The following is a 17,731-nucleotide window of genomic DNA, read 5'->3' on the forward strand; positions in this document are numbered from 1 at the left end:
GGCCGGCCATGCGAGCCGGTCCGGGCACGGCCGCCGCGTCAGGCGGCCGTGCCCTGGCCCAGCGGCTGCATCGGCTGCATCGGCTGGAGCGACTGCATCGGCTCGATCCGATCTATCCGCTCCAGCGTCTCGAGTGGACCGAGCGGGCCGATCGACGTGGCCGCGTTCGCCGAGGCCGGCGGCTCGGCCGCCAGCGCGACCGGCAGATGCAGCGTGAAGACGGTATGCCGGCCGGGCGCGGATTCGCACTCGATGCGGCCGCCGAAGGCCTCCATCACGCGCCGGCAGAAGGCCAGGCCCATGCCGGCACCGCTGCCGTGCGGCTTGGTGGAGAAGAAGGGATCGAAGATGCGCGGCAGCACATCGGGCGGAATGCCCGGCCCCGTATCGCGCACGCGCAGCTGATAGAAGCCGCCCGACTCGCGCGCCGAGATCTCGATGCGGCCGCCGTCCCCGCGCGCGGCCGGGTTCGCGCCCTGGTGCGCGCCCTGGTGCGCGCCCTGATGAGCGCGCATGGCCTGCAGCGCGTTCTTCAGCAGATTGAACAGCACGTAGACCAGCAGCGTGTCGGAACCGCGGAAGCGCCAGCCGGCCGGAATCGCATGCACGGAGACCCGTTCGCGTTCGCCGGCGCGGAACGGGTAGCGCTCCAGCGCCGAATCGACGCATTGCGCCACGCCGTGCGGCACGAAGCTGCCGCGGTCCAGCCGCTCCAGCGTGATCGAGGCCAGCGCCATCTCGATCACCGCCTGCGTGCCGTCGACCTCGCTGCGGATCGCCGCCAGCAGCGTGGGCAGCCGCTCGAGCTGGGCCGGGCGCAGCCGGTCCTCGATCAGGCCGTGTTCGACGGCGCGGCGGTAGCCATCCAGCACCGTGGGCCAGGCCACTGCCAGCTCCTGCGTCTGCATGCGGATCGTCGCCAGCGGCGTGCGTACCTCGTGCGCCACGGTCGCGGCCAGCGAGTACGGATGCATCAGGTCGTAGCGGACGATCGACAGCGCGATCAGGCCCAGGCTGACGGCGATGAAGACCACGCCGGGCGGGTAGAAGTCGTGGCCATAGTTGGCCGCATAGTCGATCGCGGCGAGCGAATACAGGCCCAGGCTCCACAGGCACAGCGTCAGGCGCTGGCGCTTCTCGCCCACCGCGCTGCGGCGCGCGTCGCGCAGCAGCCAGCCGCTGCGCAGCGCCAGCAGCACGGTCTGCACGACATGGAGGGGATGGAGGACGCCCGCGCGCGGGTAATTGCCGAAGCTGTAGAGGTAGTAGTCGGAGACCAGGCGATCCGACGTCAGCAATACCACCGCCAGCAGCAGCGACATGCCGTACGACACCAGCAGCCATGGCCGCTCGCCGCGGCGCTCGGTCACCTCTGTCATGAAGTGATAGAAGGTGGTCGGCAGGAACAGGATGAACAGATAGCCGACCTTGGCCAGCAGCAGCGCCACATCCGGATGCACGGTCTGGAACAGGAAGGCCCAGGTGCCCTGCCACGCGAACGTGGTGGCGCACATCAGGAAGAAGGACGTGGTCAGGCGCGTGACGCCCTTCGTCACCAGCACGTAGAGGCCGTAACCGAGAAAGATCGACGAGACGAAGGCGGGCAGGATGGCGTACATGGCGTGACCGTTTGAGCTGCCAGACCGGCGGAAAGCGGACATGGTATGCCCTAACGCTGCGCCGCCGTACTGATTTCGGTTGCACTCTGCGGTAACCGGGGTTGAATACGCCATCCCCGATCGGGGGTAGCACGCCGGTAGGGTTGCGAGCCGCAATCCCCGCGCGGAAAACAGGGCCGGCCCCATGCTGTGCCGCGGCAGGCGGCATAATGCGCGCTCCACTTGCTACGCCGCCGCGTCCGCGGCAAGGGCCATTGGCGACGCTGCCCCGAGGCGGTACCACTGCTTCGGGCCCGCGTCGCCCACATCGACGCCCGAGCCCGCGCGCCTTCCGACCGCATGTCCTCCTCTCCGATCGCCGGCTCGCGCGCCGGCTGGCTGACCCTCCTCCTGCTCGCCTTCCCGCCGCTGAGCTGGGCCGGCAATGCGATCGTCGGCCATCTGGCGGCCGGCGCCGTGCCGCCGATCACGCTGAACTTTCTGCGCTGGCTGCTGGCCGGCCTGCTGCTGACGCCGCTGGCGTGGAACGGCGTGCGCGAGCACGCGGCCGCGCTGCGGCGCCATGCGGGGCTGATCCTCGCGCTCGGCGTGCTGTCGATCGCCAGCTATAACGCGCTGCAATATCTCGCGCTGACCACGTCGACGCCGATCAACGTGACGCTGATCGGCGCCTCGATGCCGCTGTTCCTGCTGGCGGTCGGCGTGACCTTCTTTCGCGAGCCGGCCACGCGCAGCCATATCGCGGGCGCGCTGCTGTGCCTGGTCGGCGTGACCTTCGTGCTGGTGCGCGGCGAACTGGGCCGGCTTGCGCAGCTCGACTTCGTGCCGGGCGACCTGTTCATGCTGGCGGCCACGCTGGCCTGGAGCGGCTATACGTGGCTGCTGCGCAAGCAGCGGCCGGCGCTGCCGCTGATCGTGCTGCTGTACGCGCAGATCGTCGCCGGCGTCGTGGTCAGCGTGCCGTTCGTCGCCTGGGAGCTGGGCATCGACGGCCAGGCCATCGTCTGGAGCACGAAGACGGTTGGCATCCTCGCCTATGTCGCCACGGTTCCGTCGCTGCTGGCGTATTTCGCCTGGGATCGCGCGGTGGCGCGTGCCGGCGCGCAGCTGCCGGTGTTCTTCGTCACGCTGACGCCGGCCTTCGCCGCGATCCTCTCCACGCTGCTGCTGGGCGAGTGGCCGAACTGGTACCACGGCGTCGGACTGGCGGCGATCGTGGCCGGGATCTGGGTCGCGCAACGCCGCTGATCGGCGCACCGGTTTGCAGCGCGCAGGGCATCGCGACAGCGGCGATCGCGAAGATGGTGGCATCCGCGCGACACATTGCACGGTCCAACCGCCAAATCGCGCCGAAAACCCCTTGAAAATAGGCACCGTTCGCGCGTTTTGCTATTCTGTGCGCGGCGCTGCCCGGCGGCTTCCGACGGTACTGCGCTCCAACATTGAACCTGTTCACGACATCGATATGGCCACCAAAGCTAAACCGACCGCGAAGACTGCAGCAACCAAGACCGCCGCCAAGGCGCCCGCCAAGAAGGCCGCCGCTCCGGTGAAGGCCGCCAGGAAGGCAGCGCCGGCAGCGCCGACGCCCAAGCCGCTGAAGGACACCTTCAACAAGTCGAGCCTGGTGTCGCACCTGGTCGCGCAGACCGAACTCGATCCGAAGACGGTCAAGACCGTGCTGGCCCAGCTGGAAAACACCATGATCGGCGCGCTGAACAAGAAGGGCGCGGGCGAATTCACGCTGCCCGGCCTGCTGAAGGTCACCGCCGTGCAAGTGCCCGCCACCAAGAAGCGTTTCGGCAAGAACCCGTTCACCGGCCAGGAGCAGTGGTTCGCTGCCAAGCCGGCGTCGGTCAAGGTCAAGGTCCGCGCGCTGAAGAAGCTGAAGGACGCGGCGCTGTAATCGGCCTGCGTTTGCCGCTGCGCCGGCGCGACTCCCGCGCCGGCATGCAAAACCCTCGCCTCGTTGAGGCGAGGGTTTTTTATTGCGCGCGCGCCCAGGGCGGTTAGAATCGCTCCCGCCGCATGCCCAACGATGTCCCGGGCGCGCGGCCGTAAGCGTTCACGTGAACCAACGCATCACCAGCGGCACCTCCGGCCGGCTGGCGGTGTGTGTCGACCGCTTGCGTCATGCCTCGCGTCTGCATCGTTCCCCGCCTGTCGATCGTTCCGGTGCCGCCCTCTCTCTGAAGGAGCGGCGGTCGATGTCGAACGTCCTGCAAGATTCTTCCCTGCGCCGGCTGGTCTGGATGACCGTGGCGCTGTTCCTGACTTACCTTGCCGTCGCCATGGCGATGCCCGCCGTGGCGATACACATCTCCGATGCGCTCGGCATGGGCAATGTCGCCTCCGGCCTGGCGGTGGGCATTGCCTTCCTGTCGACGATCCTCAGTCGCGGCTGGGCCGGACGGCTGGCGGACGAACGCGGCGGCAAGGCCGCCATGTTCCGCGGTCTCGCGCTGTACGCGCTGGCCTCGCTGTTGTGCTGGCTGTCTTCCTGGCCGTCCCTCGGCAGCGGCACGGCCTCTTACGTGGTACTGCTCGCGGGCCGGCTGCTGCTGGGGCTAGGCGAAAGCGCCGCGCTGGTCGGCATGCTGGCGTGGGGCATGGGGGCGATGGGGCCGGCGCGCTCGGGCCTCGTCATGGCACTGGTCGGCGCGGGCATGTATGGCGCGTTCGCCGCGGGCGGACCGTTGAGTCTATGGCTGCTGCAACGCTGCGGCTTCGCCGGGCTGATGCTGGTCTGCGTGGCGATGCCGCTGCTCGGCGCGCTGATGCTGTGGCGGACCGCCCCGGCGGCGCCGCCGCAAGCGGGACGCCGTCCGCCGTTCGTCCAGGTGCTCGGGCGCATCTGGCAACCGGGCGCGGTGGTGGGCTTGCAAGGCATCGGCTTCGCCGCGCTCGGCGCGTTCTTCCCGCTGTATTTCCTGGCCAACGGCTGGCACGGCGCCGGCTACGGGCTGACCTGTTTCGGCCTGGGCTTCGTCGCGGTCCGCCTGCTGTGCGGCACCTTGCCGGACCGGCTCGGCGGCGTGCCCGTGGCGCTGGTCTCGCTGCTCATCGAGGCCGCGGGGCAGTGCCTGCTGTGGCTGGCGCCCGGGCCCGCCGTGGCGATGCTCGGCGCGCTGCTCACCGGCATGGGCTGCTCGATGGTGTTTCCATCGATGGGGCTGGAAGCGGTCAGGCGCGTGCCGGCATATCTGCGCGGCACCGCGATCGGCGGCTTCGCGGCGTTCCAGGATCTGGCTTACGGCGCGACCGGGCCGTAAGCCGGCTGGATCGCCGACCATTTCGGCCATGCGCGCGTGTTCATGGTCGGCGCGCTGGCAGCGCTGCTGGCCGTGCTGCTGGCCGTGCTGATGACCTTGCGGCCGCGCGCCGATCGTTCTGTGCCCGGGCAGGCCGATTCTGCTGCCGCGATGCACAAGGACAACGCACAAGCGGACAACGCGTAAGGAGACGGTCCATAAGGAGCCGGCGCGCAAGAAAAATGCCGGCCAAACCGGCCGGCATTTCCTGGCAGCGATCGCAAGACCGCGATCCCATTGCTCAGCGCGTCCAATACCCCGGACGCCGCACGACATGCCCGTGCGAGTCCCTGACCCAGCGCTCGGGCACGTAGCGGTGTCCCGGGCGCGACACGTAGTGGCCGTGGCCATGGTGCGGACGGGCGTAGTAGCGATGGTGATGGTGGTCATGGCGGTAGTGGTGGCGCCGCACATGCGGCGGCGCCGGACGGTAGTGCTCGTGTCGATGGTAGCCATGCCGATGGTCGTGGCGGTCCGAATGCGCCTGGGCGGGCGACACCAGCCCGAACAGGGCGCCGGCGGCCAGGGTTCCGAGTGCGATCAGCAATTGGCGAGTCATGTTTTTCTCCTGATGCGCTGCCCGGCTTGGCGGCGCGTTGAACATGGCTCGACTGTAGCGATGCGTCGCGTTCTCGGACGGATGCAGTTGTAAGGCCGTCTCACAAGCGGGCGTGCGCTGGAGACCGGCTTCGACACACGCTGGAGAGCGCCCAGGCCCTTGCCGGGGCGAGGCTGGCGGCCGCTGCGCCCGCCTTCCCGTCATGCTGCCGCCCGTACTGCCGCCAGCGCGGCCGCGTTCGTCGCGTAATGCGGCGTTACAGCCGAAATAAGTGCTTGCGACGATCGCGGCGTCCATCGCTGCGGCTATCGCGTCGCGGCGGCCTCGCGCTCGCGGGCCTCGCGCATCGCCAGCGCCTTCTTCTGCAGCGTGTGCTCGCGCATCAGCGTCTCCACCGTGGCACCGTCGCGCGCCAGCAAGGCGGTGACGAAGCGCTGGTGGTCTTCGACGCCGTGGGCCCATTCGTCCCGGTCCTGGTTCGAGCGGAAGCGCAGGTTCTGCACGCGCAGATTGAGGCGGCGATGGGTGTCGGCCAGCGTCGGGTTATGGGCGGCCGCGCTGATCGCCAGATGGGTGCCCATGCTGGCCTCGTAGTAGGCGTGCAGGTCGCGCGCGGCATAGGCGTCGAGCATCGCGCGATGCAGCCGGGCGATCCGCGCCAGTTCCTCGTCGCTGGCCTTCTCCGCGGCGAGCCGTCCGGTCAGTCCTTCCAGCACGGCCAGCACGTCGAACAGGTCGGCGACGTCGCGCTCGGACATCGCAATCACCTGCGCGCCGCGCTTGGGCAGCAACATCACCAGCCCATCGGCGGCGAGGATGCGATAGGCCTCGCGCAGCGGCGTGCGTGAGACGCGCAGCCGTTCGCACAGATCGCGCTCGTTGAGCCACACCCCGGGCACCAGCGTGCCGTCGATGATCAGTTGCCGCAGCCGCTCGGCGACCACCGCGGCCAGCGTCGGATGCGCGATCGCCAGCGGGTCGTCGCCGTCTGCCGACAGGCCGGCTGCGGCGCTGGCGGCGGTGGCGGGTCCCGTGCGGCGGCCGCGCTCGCCGCCGGTGCGCGCCTGGGGCAGGTCGGGCGCCAGCGTTGCCGGCGCGTCTTCCGGGTTAACCATGGGCGATGCTTCCTTGGTATGTGGCGATGATTTGGGATATGGTATACCAAATCAACGATGCGGCAAGACACCATGTCGCCAACCTGCCAGGAGCGCCCTCGATGACCGTGATGCCCGCCTCCGCTTCTCCCGATTCCGGACCCGATTCCCGACCCGATTCGCACTCGGAATCCCGACCGGATTCCCGCGTCGATCCCCAACCGGGCGGCACCGACGACAGCCCCGTGCTGACGATCCGCGACGGCGCCATCGCCACCGTCGTGCTGAACCGCCCCGCCAAGCTCAACGCGATGACGCTGTCGATGTGGCAGCAACTGGGCGACGCCTTCCGCGCCCTCTCCGCCGACGACGGCGTGCGCTGCGTGATCGTGCGCGGCGCCGGCGAGCGGGCCTTCTCGCCCGGCAACGACATCGGCGAGTTCGCGCAGGCGCGCTCGAACAAGGCGCAGGCCACCGCCTACGGCAAGGTGATGCACGCCACCGCGCAGGCGCTGCAGGACTGCCGCCATCCGGTGGTCGCGCAGATCCACGGCATCTGCGTCGGCGGCGGGCTGGAGATCGCGGCGATGGCCGACATCCGCATCTGCGGCCAAGGCAGCCGTTTCGGCGCGCCGATCAAGAACCTCGGGCTGGTGATGGCCCATGCGGAAATGGCCCCGCTGATCCGGCTGATCGGCGAGTCGTGCACGCTGGAGCTGCTGTTCGAAGGCCGGATCGTCGGCGCGGATGAGGCCCATGGCATGGGCCTGGTGTCGCGCGTGGTGCCCGACGACCAGGTCGCCGCCGAAGCGGCCGCGACCGCGCAGCGCATCGCCAGCGGCGCGCCCCTGGTCGCCCGCTGGCACAAGAAGTTCGCGCGCCAACTGGCGGCCGGCACGCCGCTGAGCGAGCGCGAGCGCGACGAGGCCTTCGACTGCTTCGACACCGAGGACTTCCGCACCGGCTATCGCGCCTTCCTCGCCAAGCAGACGCCCGAGTTTCACGGCCGCTGAGCGGCCTCCACCTCGAAGGACAGCGATGGCTTCCCCCATGCAATCCGAACGTTCTCCGCGGGCCGGCGCCCTCGCCGGCATGCGCGTGCTCGAGCTGGCGCAGATCATGGCCGGCCCGACCTGCGGCATGATGCTGGCCGACCTCGGCGCCGACGTGATCAAGATCGAGAAGACCGATGGCGGCGACGATGCGCGCGGCTATCGCGATCCGCGCATCAACGGCGTGTCGGCGCCCTTCCTGATGCTGAACCGCAACAAGCGCGCGATCGCACTCGATCTGAAGACGGCCGAAGGCAAGGAAGTGCTGCTGCGGATGGTGCGCGACGCCGACGTGCTGATCGAGAACTTCCGCAAGGGCACGCTGGAAAAGCTCGGGCTCGGCTACGACGTGCTGTCGGAAATCAATCCCGGCCTGATCTATTGCGCGATCTCGGGCTATGGCCGTACCGGCCCGGCCGCCGACAAGGGCGGCTTCGACCTGATCGCGCAGGGCTATACCGGGCTGATGAGCATCACCGGCGAGGAAGGCGGACCGCCGCTGCGCACCGGCAACTCGATCGCCGACATCAATGCCGGCATCCTGGCCGCGTTCGGCATCCTGGCGGCCTACCAGCACAAGCAGAAGACCGGGCGCGGCCAGATCGTCGAGACCTCGTTGATCGAAGCCGGCCTGCAGCAGTTGTACTGGCATGCGGCGATCCATTTCGCCACCGGCGAATCGCCGGGGCCGAGCGGCTCGGCGCATGTGCTGGCGACCCCGTACCAGGCCTTTCCGACGCAGGACGGGCACATCATCGTCGGCGGCGCCAACGAGAAGAACTGGGAGCGGATCGCGCAGGTGCTGGGCCGGCCCGAATGGCTGACCGATCCGCGCTATCGGCTGAACTCGGACCGCATGCGCCACCGCGACACGCTGCTGCCGGCCATGGCGGAGATCCTGCGCACCAAGCCCTCGGCCGAATGGCTGGCGGCGTTCGACGCGGCGGGCGTGCCGGCCGGGCCGGTGCATTCGATCGGCGAGGCGCTGTCGCATCCGCAAACTCTCGCGCGCGAAATGGTGGTCGAGCAGCAGCACCCCGAGGCCGGGCCGGTCAAGAGCATCGGCCTGCCGATCAAGCTGTCGGAGACGCCGGCGCAATACCGGCGGCCGCCGCCGCGGCTGGGCGAGGACACGCGGGCGCTGCTGGCCGAGTGCGGATATGGAGAGGCCGAGATTGCGCGGATGCTGCGGGCTGGCGTCGTGCGGGACGTGACGGCGGCGGAGGGATAGCGAACGCCGTTGCCCTCCCCCCGCCCCTTTCCCGCCGGCGGCGCAGGCGGTAGAGAGGCGACAATCAAACCACCGCCTCGTCGTCCCGTCGCACCCCTGGTGCCCCCGCCGCAACCTCATCTTCCTCCGCCGCCTCATCCGGCCAGCTGCGGCTGACCATCCATTCGTACAGCGTCGGCAGCACGATCAGCGTCAGCACGGTCGCGGTGATCAGCCCGCCGATGATCACGATCGCCAGCGGGCGCTGCGTCTCCGAGCCGATCGCGCGCGAGACCGCCATCGGGAACAGGCCCAGCATCGCCAGCAGAGCGGTCATCAGCACGGTGCGCAGGCGGTCCATCGACCCGGCCAGCACGGCCTGGCGCAGCGGCAGCCCCTGCTCGCGCAGCTGGTTGAAGTAGGTCACCATCACCACCCCATTGAGCACGGCCTGGCCGAACAGCGCGATAAAGCCGATCGCCGCCGACACCGACAGCGGAATGCCGGTCAGGAACAGCGCGAACACGCCGCCCACCAGCGCAAACGGGATGTTCGACAGGATCAGCGTCGCGCTCTTGAACGACTTGAACGCCTGGAACAGCAGCAGGAAGATCAGCAGCACCGACAGCGGCACGACGATCGACAGCCGCGCCATCGCGCGCTGCTGGTTCTCGAACTCGCCGGACCAGCCGATCTTGACGTCGTCGGCGCGCACGTTCTTCGCCACCAGCGCCTGCATGTCCTTGACCACGCTGCCCATGTCCCGGTCGTGAATGAAGACGCCGATCGACGTGGTGCGCTGGCCGTTCTCGCGGCTGATATTCATCGCGCCGGACGCCGCATGGAAATGCACCAGCTGCGACAGCGGCACCTGGGCGCCCTCGGCGGTCTGCATCAGGATGTTCGGCAGGTTCGGCAGTTCGCGTTCGCCGGGCGCGAGCCGCACCACCACGCTGAAGTGCCGCTCGCCCTCCCACAGCTCGGTGGCGGCCTTGCCCGCCAGCGCGGTCTCCATCAGGTCCTGGACGTCGGCCACGTTGATGCCGTAGCGCGCGGCCTGGGCGCGGTCGAAGTCGAGCACATACTGCGGCAGCTCGCCGTCGCGGTCGATGAAGGCCCGCATCACGCCGGGCACGGTCTGCACGTTGGCGAGGATCTGGTCGGCGACGCGCTTGTTCTGCTCGAGGCTGTCGCTCTGCACCTTGATGACGATCTGGCCCTTGATCTGCGAGATGCTCTCGAGGATGTTGTCGCGCACCGGCTGCGAGAAGTTCGGCTCGATCCCCGGCAGCTTGCGCAGATTCGCGTTGATCTCGCCGATGATGCGGCGCTTGTCGAAGCCGCGGCGCCACTCCGCTTCCGGCTTCAGGTCGACCAGGATCTCCACCGTATTGATCAGCTTCGGGTCGGTGCCGTCGTCGGGACGGCCGACCTTGGAGATGGTCGACTTGACCTCCGGCGTTTGCCGGATCGTGCGCCGCAGCCGCGCGGCCTGCTCGCGTGCCTCGTCGGTCGACACCGAGGCCGGCAGGTCGAAGCTGACCCACATCGCGCCCTCGTCGAGCTCGGGCAGGAATTCGCTGCCCAGCAGCTTGCCGACGCCGGCAGTCACCACCAGCAGCGCCACCGCGCTCGCCACCACCGCGCGCTTGTGGTCCAGCGCCCACGCCAGCATCGGCGCATAGGCGCGCTTGCACAGCCGCACCACCGCGTTGTCGTGATGGGCGATGTCCTTCTTCAGCAGCAGGTAGCACAGCAGCGGCACCAGCGTCAGCGACACGATCAGCGAACCGACCAGCGCGCCCGTCACCGTGTATGCCATCGGCGCGAAGATCTTTCCTTCGTGCCGCTGCAGCGTGAAGATCGGCAGGTGCGCGGCGATGATGATCACCATCGAGAACACCGTCGGGCGGCCCACCTCGGTCGTCGCGCGCGCGATCGCGTGCAAGCGCGCGCGGCTGTCGCGGATCTTCTGCTCCTTCAGTTCGCCCAGCCGCTTGAAGATGTTCTCGACCACGATCACCGCGCCGTCGACGATGATGCCGAAGTCCATCGCCCCCAGCGACAGCAGGTTGGCCGGAATGCCGACCCAGGTCAGGCCGATGAAGGTCGACAGCAGCGCCAGCGGGATCACCAGCGCGACGATGGCGGCGGCCCGCACGTTGGCCAGGAACAGATAGAGCACCGCCATCACCAGCAGCGCGCCCTCGACCAGGTTGCCGAACACCGTGTGCAGCGTCTTGTCGATCAGGTCGGCGCGGTCGTAGTACGGCACGATCTCGACGCCGCGCGGCAGGATCTGCTCGTTGAGCTGCGCGATCTTGGCCTTCAGCGCGGTCAGCACCTCCGACGGGTTCTCGCCCTTGCGCATCACCACGATGCCCGAGACGATGTCCTCCTCGTCGTCCTGCGCCATCAGGCCCTGCCGCGGCGCGGCGCCGACGCGCACCTCGGCGATGTCCTTGACCAGGATCGGCGTGCCGTTGACCTCGGACACCACCACGTTCGCGATATCGGCCGAGCTGCGAAAGCTGCCGAGCGAGCGCAGCAGATACTGCTGCCGCCCCTGCGCGACCGCGCCGCCGCCGGCGTTCGAGTTGCCGCGCTGCAGGGCCTCGAACAGCTGCGCCAGCGAGATATGCGCGTCGCGCATGCGGGCCAGATTCGGGTTGACCTCGTACTGCTTGATGGTGCCGCCGATGGTCACCAGGTCCGCGACGCCCGGTACCTGGCGCAGGTTCTTCTCGACCACCCAGTCCTGCAGCGTGCGCAGCTCCTGCGGCGTGTGGCCCTTGCCCTTCAGGCGGAAGCGGTAGATCTCGCCGATCGCGGTCGACAGCGGCGCCAGGTCCGGCTGCACCCCGTCGGGCAGATCGACGCCGCGCAGGCGCTCGATCACCTGCTGGCGCGCGGTGACGTCGGTGGCCTTGTCGTTGAAGGTCACCATCAGGTAGGACAGGCCGAACTGCGTGTGCGAGAACACCCGCACCGAATTGGGCGTGCCGGCCAGCGCGGTCTCGATCGGAATCGTGACCTGGCGCTCGACCTCCTCCGCCGCGCGGCCGGGATACAGCGTGATCACGTTGACCTGCACGTCCGAGACATCCGGGAAGGCCTCGATCGGCAGGTTCTTGAAGGCCGCCAGGCCGCCGGCGACGAACAGCGCCAGCCCCATCCAGACGAACAGCTTCTGGTGCAGCGCGAAATGGACGATGCGCGAGATCATGACGCGGCCGCCCTCATCGAGCTTGCTGGCGCAGCGCGGCCTGCGTCGCGCTCGCATCGCGCAGGATGTCCTGCAGATACAGATTGCCGTCGGTCACCACCTGCATGCCGGGTTCGAGCCCGGACACCACCTCGGTAACGCCCGGCAGGCTCGCACCGACCTTGACCTCGCGGCGCTCGAAGCGATGCGCGTCGACGCGCACGAACACATAGTGATGGTTGTCGGCCAGGAACACCGCCCGGGCCGGCACCGCGATGCCGTCGAAGCCGGCGGCCTGGATGCGCGCGGTGACGAACATCTCGGCCTTCAGCCGCCGCTCGGGATTGGGCACCGACAGGCGGACCTTGATGCTGCGCGCGGCCGGATCGACGTAGTCGGCGATCTTGACGACCTTGGCCGGGAAGGACTCGCCCGGATAGGCGGTCGAGGTCAGCGTCACGCTGCCGCCTGGGCGGAACAGCGCCAGATCGGCCTCGGCCGCGTCGAGCTGCGCCCACAGGTCGGAAGGGTCGGTCAGCAGGAACAGCGGCGCGGCCGGCGGCTGGTCGGGCCGCAGCTGCATGCCGGGATTCAGGTTGCGTTCGACCACCAGGCCGGCGATCGGTGCGCGCAGTGCGAAGCGATCCGGGGCGCCCACACCGATCGCGCCCGGCTTGCCCAGTTCGCCGCCGACCTGCCGCAGGGCCGCCTGCGCGCGCTGCAGTTCGGCGCTGGCCCGTGCGGCCTCGGCCTGGGCCTGCTCGAGGTCCTTCTGCGCGACGATGCCGGCGCCATACAGCTCGCGTTGCCGCGCCAGGCCCTTGGACGCCAGCGCGGCATCGGCGGCCGCCTTGCGCGCGTCGGCCTGCGCCGCGCCGAAGTCGGGCGAGGACAGCAGCGCCAACGGCTGGCCCGCGGCGACGGTGGTGCCCGGCTGCACCAGGATCTCGGCGACGCGGCCGGCGAACGGGCTCATCACGCGCACGGTACGGTCCTCGTTCCAGACCAGCCGGCCGGGCAGCGTCAGCACGCGCTCCGCGCCGCGCCGCACCGGTTCGGCGGCGATGCCGGGCAGCGACTTGACCGTATCGGGGAAGACGACGGCCGCGCCTTCGACGCGCGGCGACTCGGACTCCGGTTCGGCCTTCCGGCCGCATCCGGTCAGGCTCAGCGACGTGGCAAGCAGGACGATCGTCAACAGGGAACGGAGGGTCATGGCGACGGGATCGGGAAAGCCGGAACGTGTCCGGCTAGTGGACGGAAAGGTAGGGGGCGACGTCTTGCAGCGGCAGATCGGCAGCATCGGCCGGAGCCGCGGCGGCCGCTTCATCCGCCGTGCGCGTGGCGGCCAGATAGGCGGACAGCGCCTTGGCATAGGCGCCCCGCGCCTGCGCGGCATCGAGGCGCGTCTGCCGCAGCGCGCGGCGCGCATCGAGCAGTTCGAGCACGCCGATCGCGCCCTTGCCGAAGGCGAACTCGGCATCGGCGGCGACGCGCTCGGCCGTGGGCAGCACGGCTTCGTCGATCTGACGCAGCGATTCGCGCGCGGCATCGAGGGCGGTGCGCAGCCGGCCGACCTCGTTGCCCGCGGCCAGCAGCACGCGGTTGCGTTCGTCGAGCGCCGCGTAGTAATCGACCTCGGCGCGCTGCGCCTCGCCGCCATAGCTGTGGCGCAGATACAGCGGGATGCTGACGAACACGCCGAAGCTGTTGCCGCTGCCCTGCTGGTTGGTGGCCGAGACCGGATAGCGCTCGGCCTGCGCGCCGACGGTCACGTCGGGCACGCGTGCCGCGCGCGCCAGCTCGCGCGCGGCCGCGGCGGCCTGCAGACGCGCCTGCGCCACGGCGACATCGGGCCGCGCCTGCAAGGCCTGTTCGTCCAGCGACGGTACCGGCTCGGCCAGGCCCGGCCACTGCGGCGACAGCGCGACGTCCTGCAGCGTGCCCGGGATGCCGATGCGCTGTGCGAGTTCGGCCAGGTCGCGCTGATGATCGGCCCGTGCCTCGCGCCAGTCCGCGCGGGCGCGCAAGGCATCGAGCTCGAGCCGGGTTACGTCGGCGCGCGCCAGGTCGCCGGCCTTGTAGCGGGTCTTGTTGGCCTGCTCGGTGCGCTCGTACAGCGCCAGCGTCTGCGCCAGCACGTCGACCCGCTGCTGACTGACCGCCGCATCGAAGAAGGCCTGCTCCAGCGCGGCCATCTGCTGCACGGTGGCCGCCTGCACCTGCCGGCCCGCCGCCACGCTGGCCGCCTGCGCGGTCTTGACGCGCAGGCCGGCCTTGTTGGCGGTCTCGATCACCTGGTCGATGCGCACCGTCGAATCGACGGTCTTGTTGCGCCAGCTGCCGGCGCCGACGCCGGCATGCGGGTTGATGCTCTCCACGCCCAGGCTCAGCACCGGGTTCGGCCGCTGCCCGGCGATCCGGATATCGGCCTCGGCCGCCTGCACGGCGCGGCGAGCCGCGAGCAGGTCGGGATTGCAGCGCAGCGCCAGCGCGCGCGCCTCGGACAGCGTCAGCGTCGCGCCCGCGCCGGGCGCGCGGCATTCGCCATCTGGCTGCGGTGCGACGGCTGCCGGGGGCGGAGCGGCGGCGGCGAAACGGGCCGGCGCGCCGAGCAGCAGCGAGACGGCGATCGACGCGAGCAGCAGGCGGAGGTGGGCAAAGCGATGACGACGGACATGCACGATGACAGGCTCGATTCAGGCAACGCAGACACGAAGCGCGCCGGCAAGGCCGGCGCGACGCGACCGTGCGGCCCCTTTGGCAACGGGCCCGGCACGATCTCCGGCGGCATTGGAGCGAAACCGGATTTCAATCGGCTTTCAAGATCTTGACGATTAGCTTGCAGCGCGCGATTCCGCGGGAATGTCCTGACGTCCAGCGTGTGGGCGATGTCTCCATGTTTTATGATCGATACTTTTGCGCGAGGCCGCCGCGGTGGCGCCCGCCCCCTCCACTCGATCGACGATGCCCGATATTCCGCTGCTCCCCGCGCTGTTGACCTTCCTTCTCGGCGGTGCGCTCGGCGCAGTCGGCGGCCTCTTCGGCATCGGCGGCGGGCTGATCGCGATCCCCGCGCTCGGGCTGCTCTACGGCATGGACCAGCAACTGGCGCAGGGCACCGCGCTGGTGATGATCGCGCCCAATGTGCTGATCGGCTTCTGGCAGTACCGCCGCCGCGCGGACATCGCGCTGCGCACCGCGCTGGTGCTGGGCCTGTCCGCGGTGCTGGCGACCTATGTGGGCGCGCGGCTGGCGACGGCGATGGATGCGGTGCTGCTGCGGCGGATCTTCGCGCTGTTCATGATCGGCATGGCCGTGTATTTCCTGTGGCGGCTGTTGCCTGGCCGCGCGGTCACGGTGCAGAAGGACCGGCTGTCGTCGCGCTGGATTCCGGCGGTCGGCGTGGTCGGGGGCGCGTTGTCGGGATTCTTTGGCGTAGGGGGCGGCGTGGTGGCCGCGCCGGCACTGGTCGGTCTGTTCGGCTTCCGCCAGGCGGCGGCGCAAGGGCTGGCACTGGCGCTGGTCACGCCGGGCGCGGTGGTCGCGCTGGCGACCTATGCACAGGCCCGCCACGTCGACTGGGCCAGCGGCATCCCGCTGTCGCTCGGCGGCATGCTGACGATCTCCTGGGGCGTGGCGCTGGCGCACCGCATGCCCGAACGCCATCTGCGGGCGTGGTTCTCGCTGTGCCTGATCGCGACCGCGGTGGTGATGCTGGTGCGGGGTTGAGCCAGTGTTGATGCTGGCGCGCGGCCGACGCGGTTGGTGATGCTGGCGCGCGGCGACGCGGCGTGATGCCCGCGCGCGGCTGAGGCGGGCGTGATGCTGGTGCGGGGCTGAGGCGGCGGTAATGCTGGCGCGGGGCCGAGGCAGTGTTGGTGCCGGTGCGCGGCCGAGGCGTTTGCCGCTGCGGCCGGTCTTTTTGCCGCAGGCTAGTTCTTCCTGAACACCACGCTGAAGTTGTTGGCCGGCATCGGCACCGCTTCCTCGAAGCGCAGCCCGACGCTGTCCCCCAGCGCGATCACGGCCTCGATATCGCGCACGCCCCACGAGGCGTCGCTAGCGCGCAGCTGCTCGTCGAATATCGCGTTGCTCGGCGACGTGTGCTGGCCGTCGCGACGGTAAGGTCCGTACAGATAAAGCACGCCGCCGACGGGCAACAAGCGCGCCGCGCCCGCGAACAGCGCCTCCGTCGCCTGCCACGGCGAGATATGGATCATGTTGATGCAGACGACGGCATCGGCATGCTCGATGCCCCAGTCGGTCTGCAGCACGTCCAGCGCCAGCGGATCACGCAGATTCGGCAATCCCGCCTCGACCTTCCACGCCGAGATAGACCGCCGCGCGGCGGGGTCCGGATCGCTGGGCTGCCAGATCCACGCCGGATTCGCGGCGGCGAAGTGCCTGGCATGCTGACCGGTGCCGCTGGCGATCTCGAGAATGGTGCCTGCCGCCGGCAATACGCGCCGCAACACCTCGAGAATCGGCTCGCGATTGCGTTCAGCGGCGGGGGCGATGCGGCGGTGGTTGGGATGGACGTGTTCAGGCAGCATGGGCATCGGTCGGTCGGGCAGCCGGTTCGAACGGCGAGACTGACAGCCTACCAGCAACGGCCCCGCTGTCGAGCCGAATCGCCACTGCGATACACTGGCCCCGCCGTTGCCATTTCCCCGCCGTAGCCCCTTGCCCACGTACACCCTTTCCGCCGCCGTTCACGCCGAGCTCGATATCCGCAAGAGCCGCTTTCTCGCCGTCGCCATGCCGGTCGCCGACCGGGACGAGGCGATGCGCGTCGTGCAGTCGCTGCGCGCCGAGCATCCGACGGCGACGCATGTCTGCTGGGCGCTGTTGGCCGGCGGGCAGTCCGGCATGTCGGACGACGGCGAGCCGTCGGGCACCGCGGGGCGGCCGATTCTCGAGGTGCTGCGCCATCATGAACTCGATGGCGTGCTGGCCGCGGTGGTGCGCTACTACGGCGGCATCAAGCTCGGCGCCGGCGGGCTGGTGCGGGCCTATACCGATGCGATCGCCGCCGCGCTGAAGACCGCCGAACGGATCGAACGCATCGCCTACGCCAACGTGGCGGTCGAGGTCGACTATGCCGACGAGGCGCGGGTGCGGCGCTGGCTCGAACAGACCGGCCACACATTGGCCGACAGCGTCTATGGCTCGACGGTGAAGCTCATCGTCAGGCTGCCCGCCAGCGAAGTGGACACCGCGCGCGCGGCGCTGCGCGATGCCACCCATGGCCGCGCGCAGTTCCCGCGGGTGGACCCGGACAACGAGGGATGCCGATGAGCGAGGCGATGACCGAGCCCATGGGCGAGGTGAAAGGCGATCCGAGGGACGATGCGATGGGCGAACCAAGGAGCGGACCGGACACGGCATCGCCGCTGCGCGTGCGTATCGCCCCATCCGGGTTCGAGTTCACGGCGGAGCCGGGGCAATCCATTCTCGAGGCCGCGCTGCGCGCCGGCATTCGCCTGCCCAGCTCGTGCCGCAACGGCACGTGCCGCACCTGCCTGTCCCGGCTGGTATCCGGCAGCATCCGCTATCGGATTGAATGGCCGGGCCTGAGCGCCGACGAAAAGGAAGACGGCTATCTGCTGCCTTGCGTCGCCTGCCCCCAATCCGATCTGGAGATCGTCGCACCGGGCGCGCGGCGGCAGGACTAAGCC

16 protein-coding genes are annotated in these 17,731 nt (G+C 69.7%); 9 read left to right on the forward strand and 7 right to left on the reverse strand.

All coding sequences use genetic code 11. From position 1 onward, the window contains the following. Positions 1–38: 38 nt before the first annotated feature. Complete coding sequence (locus KZ686_RS19525; RefSeq protein ID WP_265635071.1) at positions 39–1,619, reverse strand: sensor histidine kinase; 1,581 nt, start codon at positions 1,617–1,619, stop codon at positions 39–41. Positions 1,620–1,958: 339 nt separating this feature from the next. Between KZ686_RS19525 and KZ686_RS19530 the strand changes: the two genes are divergently transcribed. The 4 genes from KZ686_RS19530 to KZ686_RS19545 all read left to right on the forward strand — a co-directional run bounded on the left by KZ686_RS19530 (position 1,959) and on the right by KZ686_RS19545 (position 5,077). After that, positions 1,959–2,867 carry a DMT family transporter gene (locus KZ686_RS19530; protein ID WP_149318639.1) on the forward strand — a complete coding sequence of 303 codons (909 nt, stop codon included), beginning with the start codon at positions 1,959–1,961 and terminating at the stop codon, positions 2,865–2,867. Positions 2,868–3,084: 217 nt separating this feature from the next. Then, positions 3,085–3,525, forward strand: coding sequence for an HU family DNA-binding protein (locus tag KZ686_RS19535; RefSeq protein ID WP_149318638.1), 441 nt, complete (start codon positions 3,085–3,087; stop codon positions 3,523–3,525). Positions 3,526–3,826: 301 nt separating this feature from the next. Next, complete coding sequence (locus KZ686_RS19540; RefSeq protein WP_265635074.1) at positions 3,827–4,891, forward strand: MFS transporter; 1,065 nt, start codon at positions 3,827–3,829, stop codon at positions 4,889–4,891. A gap of 42 nt (positions 4,892–4,933) precedes the next feature. Continuing rightward, positions 4,934–5,077, forward strand: a complete 144-nt coding sequence (locus tag KZ686_RS19545; RefSeq protein WP_265635076.1) for a hypothetical protein — start codon at positions 4,934–4,936, stop codon at positions 5,075–5,077. Positions 5,078–5,171: 94 nt separating this feature from the next. Here KZ686_RS19545 and KZ686_RS19550 read toward each other — a convergent pair whose 3' ends face one another. Together KZ686_RS19550 and KZ686_RS19555 are read right to left on the reverse strand one after the other, a co-directional pair. Further along, on the reverse strand, positions 5,172–5,489 hold the full coding sequence (locus tag KZ686_RS19550) for a hypothetical protein (protein WP_149318635.1): 318 nt from the start codon (positions 5,487–5,489) through the stop codon (positions 5,172–5,174). Positions 5,490–5,794: 305 nt separating this feature from the next. Continuing rightward, on the reverse strand, positions 5,795–6,604 hold the full coding sequence (locus tag KZ686_RS19555; RefSeq protein WP_265635079.1) for a GntR family transcriptional regulator: 810 nt from the start codon (positions 6,602–6,604) through the stop codon (positions 5,795–5,797). A 101-nt stretch (positions 6,605–6,705) separates the two neighbouring features. Between KZ686_RS19555 and KZ686_RS19560 the strand changes: the two genes are divergently transcribed. Beyond that, positions 6,706–7,596: an enoyl-CoA hydratase/isomerase family protein gene (locus tag KZ686_RS19560; RefSeq protein ID WP_265635081.1), complete on the forward strand. Its 891-nt coding sequence runs from the start codon at positions 6,706–6,708 to the stop codon at positions 7,594–7,596. Positions 7,597–7,633: 37 nt separating this feature from the next. Next, positions 7,634–8,866, forward strand: a complete 1,233-nt coding sequence (locus KZ686_RS19565) for a CaiB/BaiF CoA transferase family protein (protein WP_265635083.1) — start codon at positions 7,634–7,636, stop codon at positions 8,864–8,866. A gap of 64 nt (positions 8,867–8,930) precedes the next feature. On the opposite strand, the gene KZ686_RS19570 is transcribed toward KZ686_RS19565, so the two are convergent. Genes KZ686_RS19570 through KZ686_RS19580 form a run of 3 tightly spaced genes read right to left on the reverse strand, consistent with a single transcriptional unit; the run spans position 8,931 to position 14,734 of the window. After that, positions 8,931–12,071, reverse strand: a complete 3,141-nt coding sequence (locus KZ686_RS19570) for an efflux RND transporter permease subunit (protein ID WP_265635314.1) — start codon at positions 12,069–12,071, stop codon at positions 8,931–8,933. Between the two features lie 13 nt (positions 12,072–12,084). Beyond that, on the reverse strand, positions 12,085–13,266 hold the full coding sequence (locus KZ686_RS19575; protein ID WP_149318632.1) for an efflux RND transporter periplasmic adaptor subunit: 1,182 nt from the start codon (positions 13,264–13,266) through the stop codon (positions 12,085–12,087). Positions 13,267–13,300: 34 nt separating this feature from the next. Then, positions 13,301–14,734 carry a TolC family protein gene (locus KZ686_RS19580; protein ID WP_407648603.1) on the reverse strand — a complete coding sequence of 478 codons (1,434 nt, stop codon included), beginning with the start codon at positions 14,732–14,734 and terminating at the stop codon, positions 13,301–13,303. A 283-nt stretch (positions 14,735–15,017) separates the two neighbouring features. Here KZ686_RS19580 and KZ686_RS19585 point away from each other — a divergent pair, with 283 nt between their 5' ends. Next, a complete protein-coding gene (locus KZ686_RS19585) occupies positions 15,018–15,782 on the forward strand; it encodes a sulfite exporter TauE/SafE family protein (RefSeq protein WP_149318631.1) in 765 nt (254 codons plus the stop codon). Positions 15,783–15,985: 203 nt separating this feature from the next. Here the strand turns inward: KZ686_RS19585 and KZ686_RS19590 are convergent, their stop codons facing one another. After that, a complete protein-coding gene (locus tag KZ686_RS19590; RefSeq protein WP_265635085.1) occupies positions 15,986–16,606 on the reverse strand; it encodes a DUF938 domain-containing protein in 621 nt (206 codons plus the stop codon). 130 nt (positions 16,607–16,736) lie between these two features. On the opposite strand from KZ686_RS19590, the gene KZ686_RS19595 reads away from it, so the two are divergent. Beyond that, complete coding sequence (locus KZ686_RS19595; RefSeq protein ID WP_265635086.1) at positions 16,737–17,351, forward strand: IMPACT family protein; 615 nt, start codon at positions 16,737–16,739, stop codon at positions 17,349–17,351. Positions 17,352–17,407: 56 nt separating this feature from the next. Beyond that, complete coding sequence (locus KZ686_RS19600) at positions 17,408–17,728, forward strand: 2Fe-2S iron-sulfur cluster-binding protein (RefSeq protein ID WP_226107071.1); 321 nt, start codon at positions 17,408–17,410, stop codon at positions 17,726–17,728. The last annotated feature ends 3 nt before the right edge of the window (positions 17,729–17,731 follow it).

The organism is Cupriavidus cauae, from assembly GCF_026210475.1.
GTDB classification, from domain to species: Bacteria; Pseudomonadota; Gammaproteobacteria; order Burkholderiales; family Burkholderiaceae; genus Cupriavidus; species Cupriavidus cauae.

Coding starts and splice junctions, on each gene's coding strand:
- KZ686_RS19575 (WP_149318632.1), bottom strand. CDS start 13,266: ATGACCCTCCGTTCCCTGTTGACGATCGTCCTGCTTGCCACGTCGCTG.
- KZ686_RS19535 (WP_149318638.1), top strand. CDS start 3,085: ATGGCCACCAAAGCTAAACCGACCGCGAAGACTGCAGCAACCAAGACC.
- KZ686_RS19565 (WP_265635083.1), top strand. CDS start 7,634: ATGCAATCCGAACGTTCTCCGCGGGCCGGCGCCCTCGCCGGCATGCGC.
- KZ686_RS19590 (WP_265635085.1), bottom strand. CDS start 16,606: ATGCTGCCTGAACACGTCCATCCCAACCACCGCCGCATCGCCCCCGCC.
- KZ686_RS19555 (WP_265635079.1), bottom strand. CDS start 6,604: ATGGTTAACCCGGAAGACGCGCCGGCAACGCTGGCGCCCGACCTGCCC.
- KZ686_RS19545 (WP_265635076.1), top strand. CDS start 4,934: ATGGTCGGCGCGCTGGCAGCGCTGCTGGCCGTGCTGCTGGCCGTGCTG.
- KZ686_RS19550 (WP_149318635.1), bottom strand. CDS start 5,489: ATGACTCGCCAATTGCTGATCGCACTCGGAACCCTGGCCGCCGGCGCC.
- KZ686_RS19570 (WP_265635314.1), bottom strand. CDS start 12,071: ATGATCTCGCGCATCGTCCATTTCGCGCTGCACCAGAAGCTGTTCGTC.
- KZ686_RS19600 (WP_226107071.1), top strand. CDS start 17,408: ATGGGCGAACCAAGGAGCGGACCGGACACGGCATCGCCGCTGCGCGTG.
- KZ686_RS19530 (WP_149318639.1), top strand. CDS start 1,959: ATGTCCTCCTCTCCGATCGCCGGCTCGCGCGCCGGCTGGCTGACCCTC.
- KZ686_RS19525 (WP_265635071.1), bottom strand. CDS start 1,619: ATGTACGCCATCCTGCCCGCCTTCGTCTCGTCGATCTTTCTCGGTTAC.
- KZ686_RS19585 (WP_149318631.1), top strand. CDS start 15,018: ATGCCCGATATTCCGCTGCTCCCCGCGCTGTTGACCTTCCTTCTCGGC.
- KZ686_RS19560 (WP_265635081.1), top strand. CDS start 6,706: ATGACCGTGATGCCCGCCTCCGCTTCTCCCGATTCCGGACCCGATTCC.
- KZ686_RS19540 (WP_265635074.1), top strand. CDS start 3,827: ATGTCGAACGTCCTGCAAGATTCTTCCCTGCGCCGGCTGGTCTGGATG.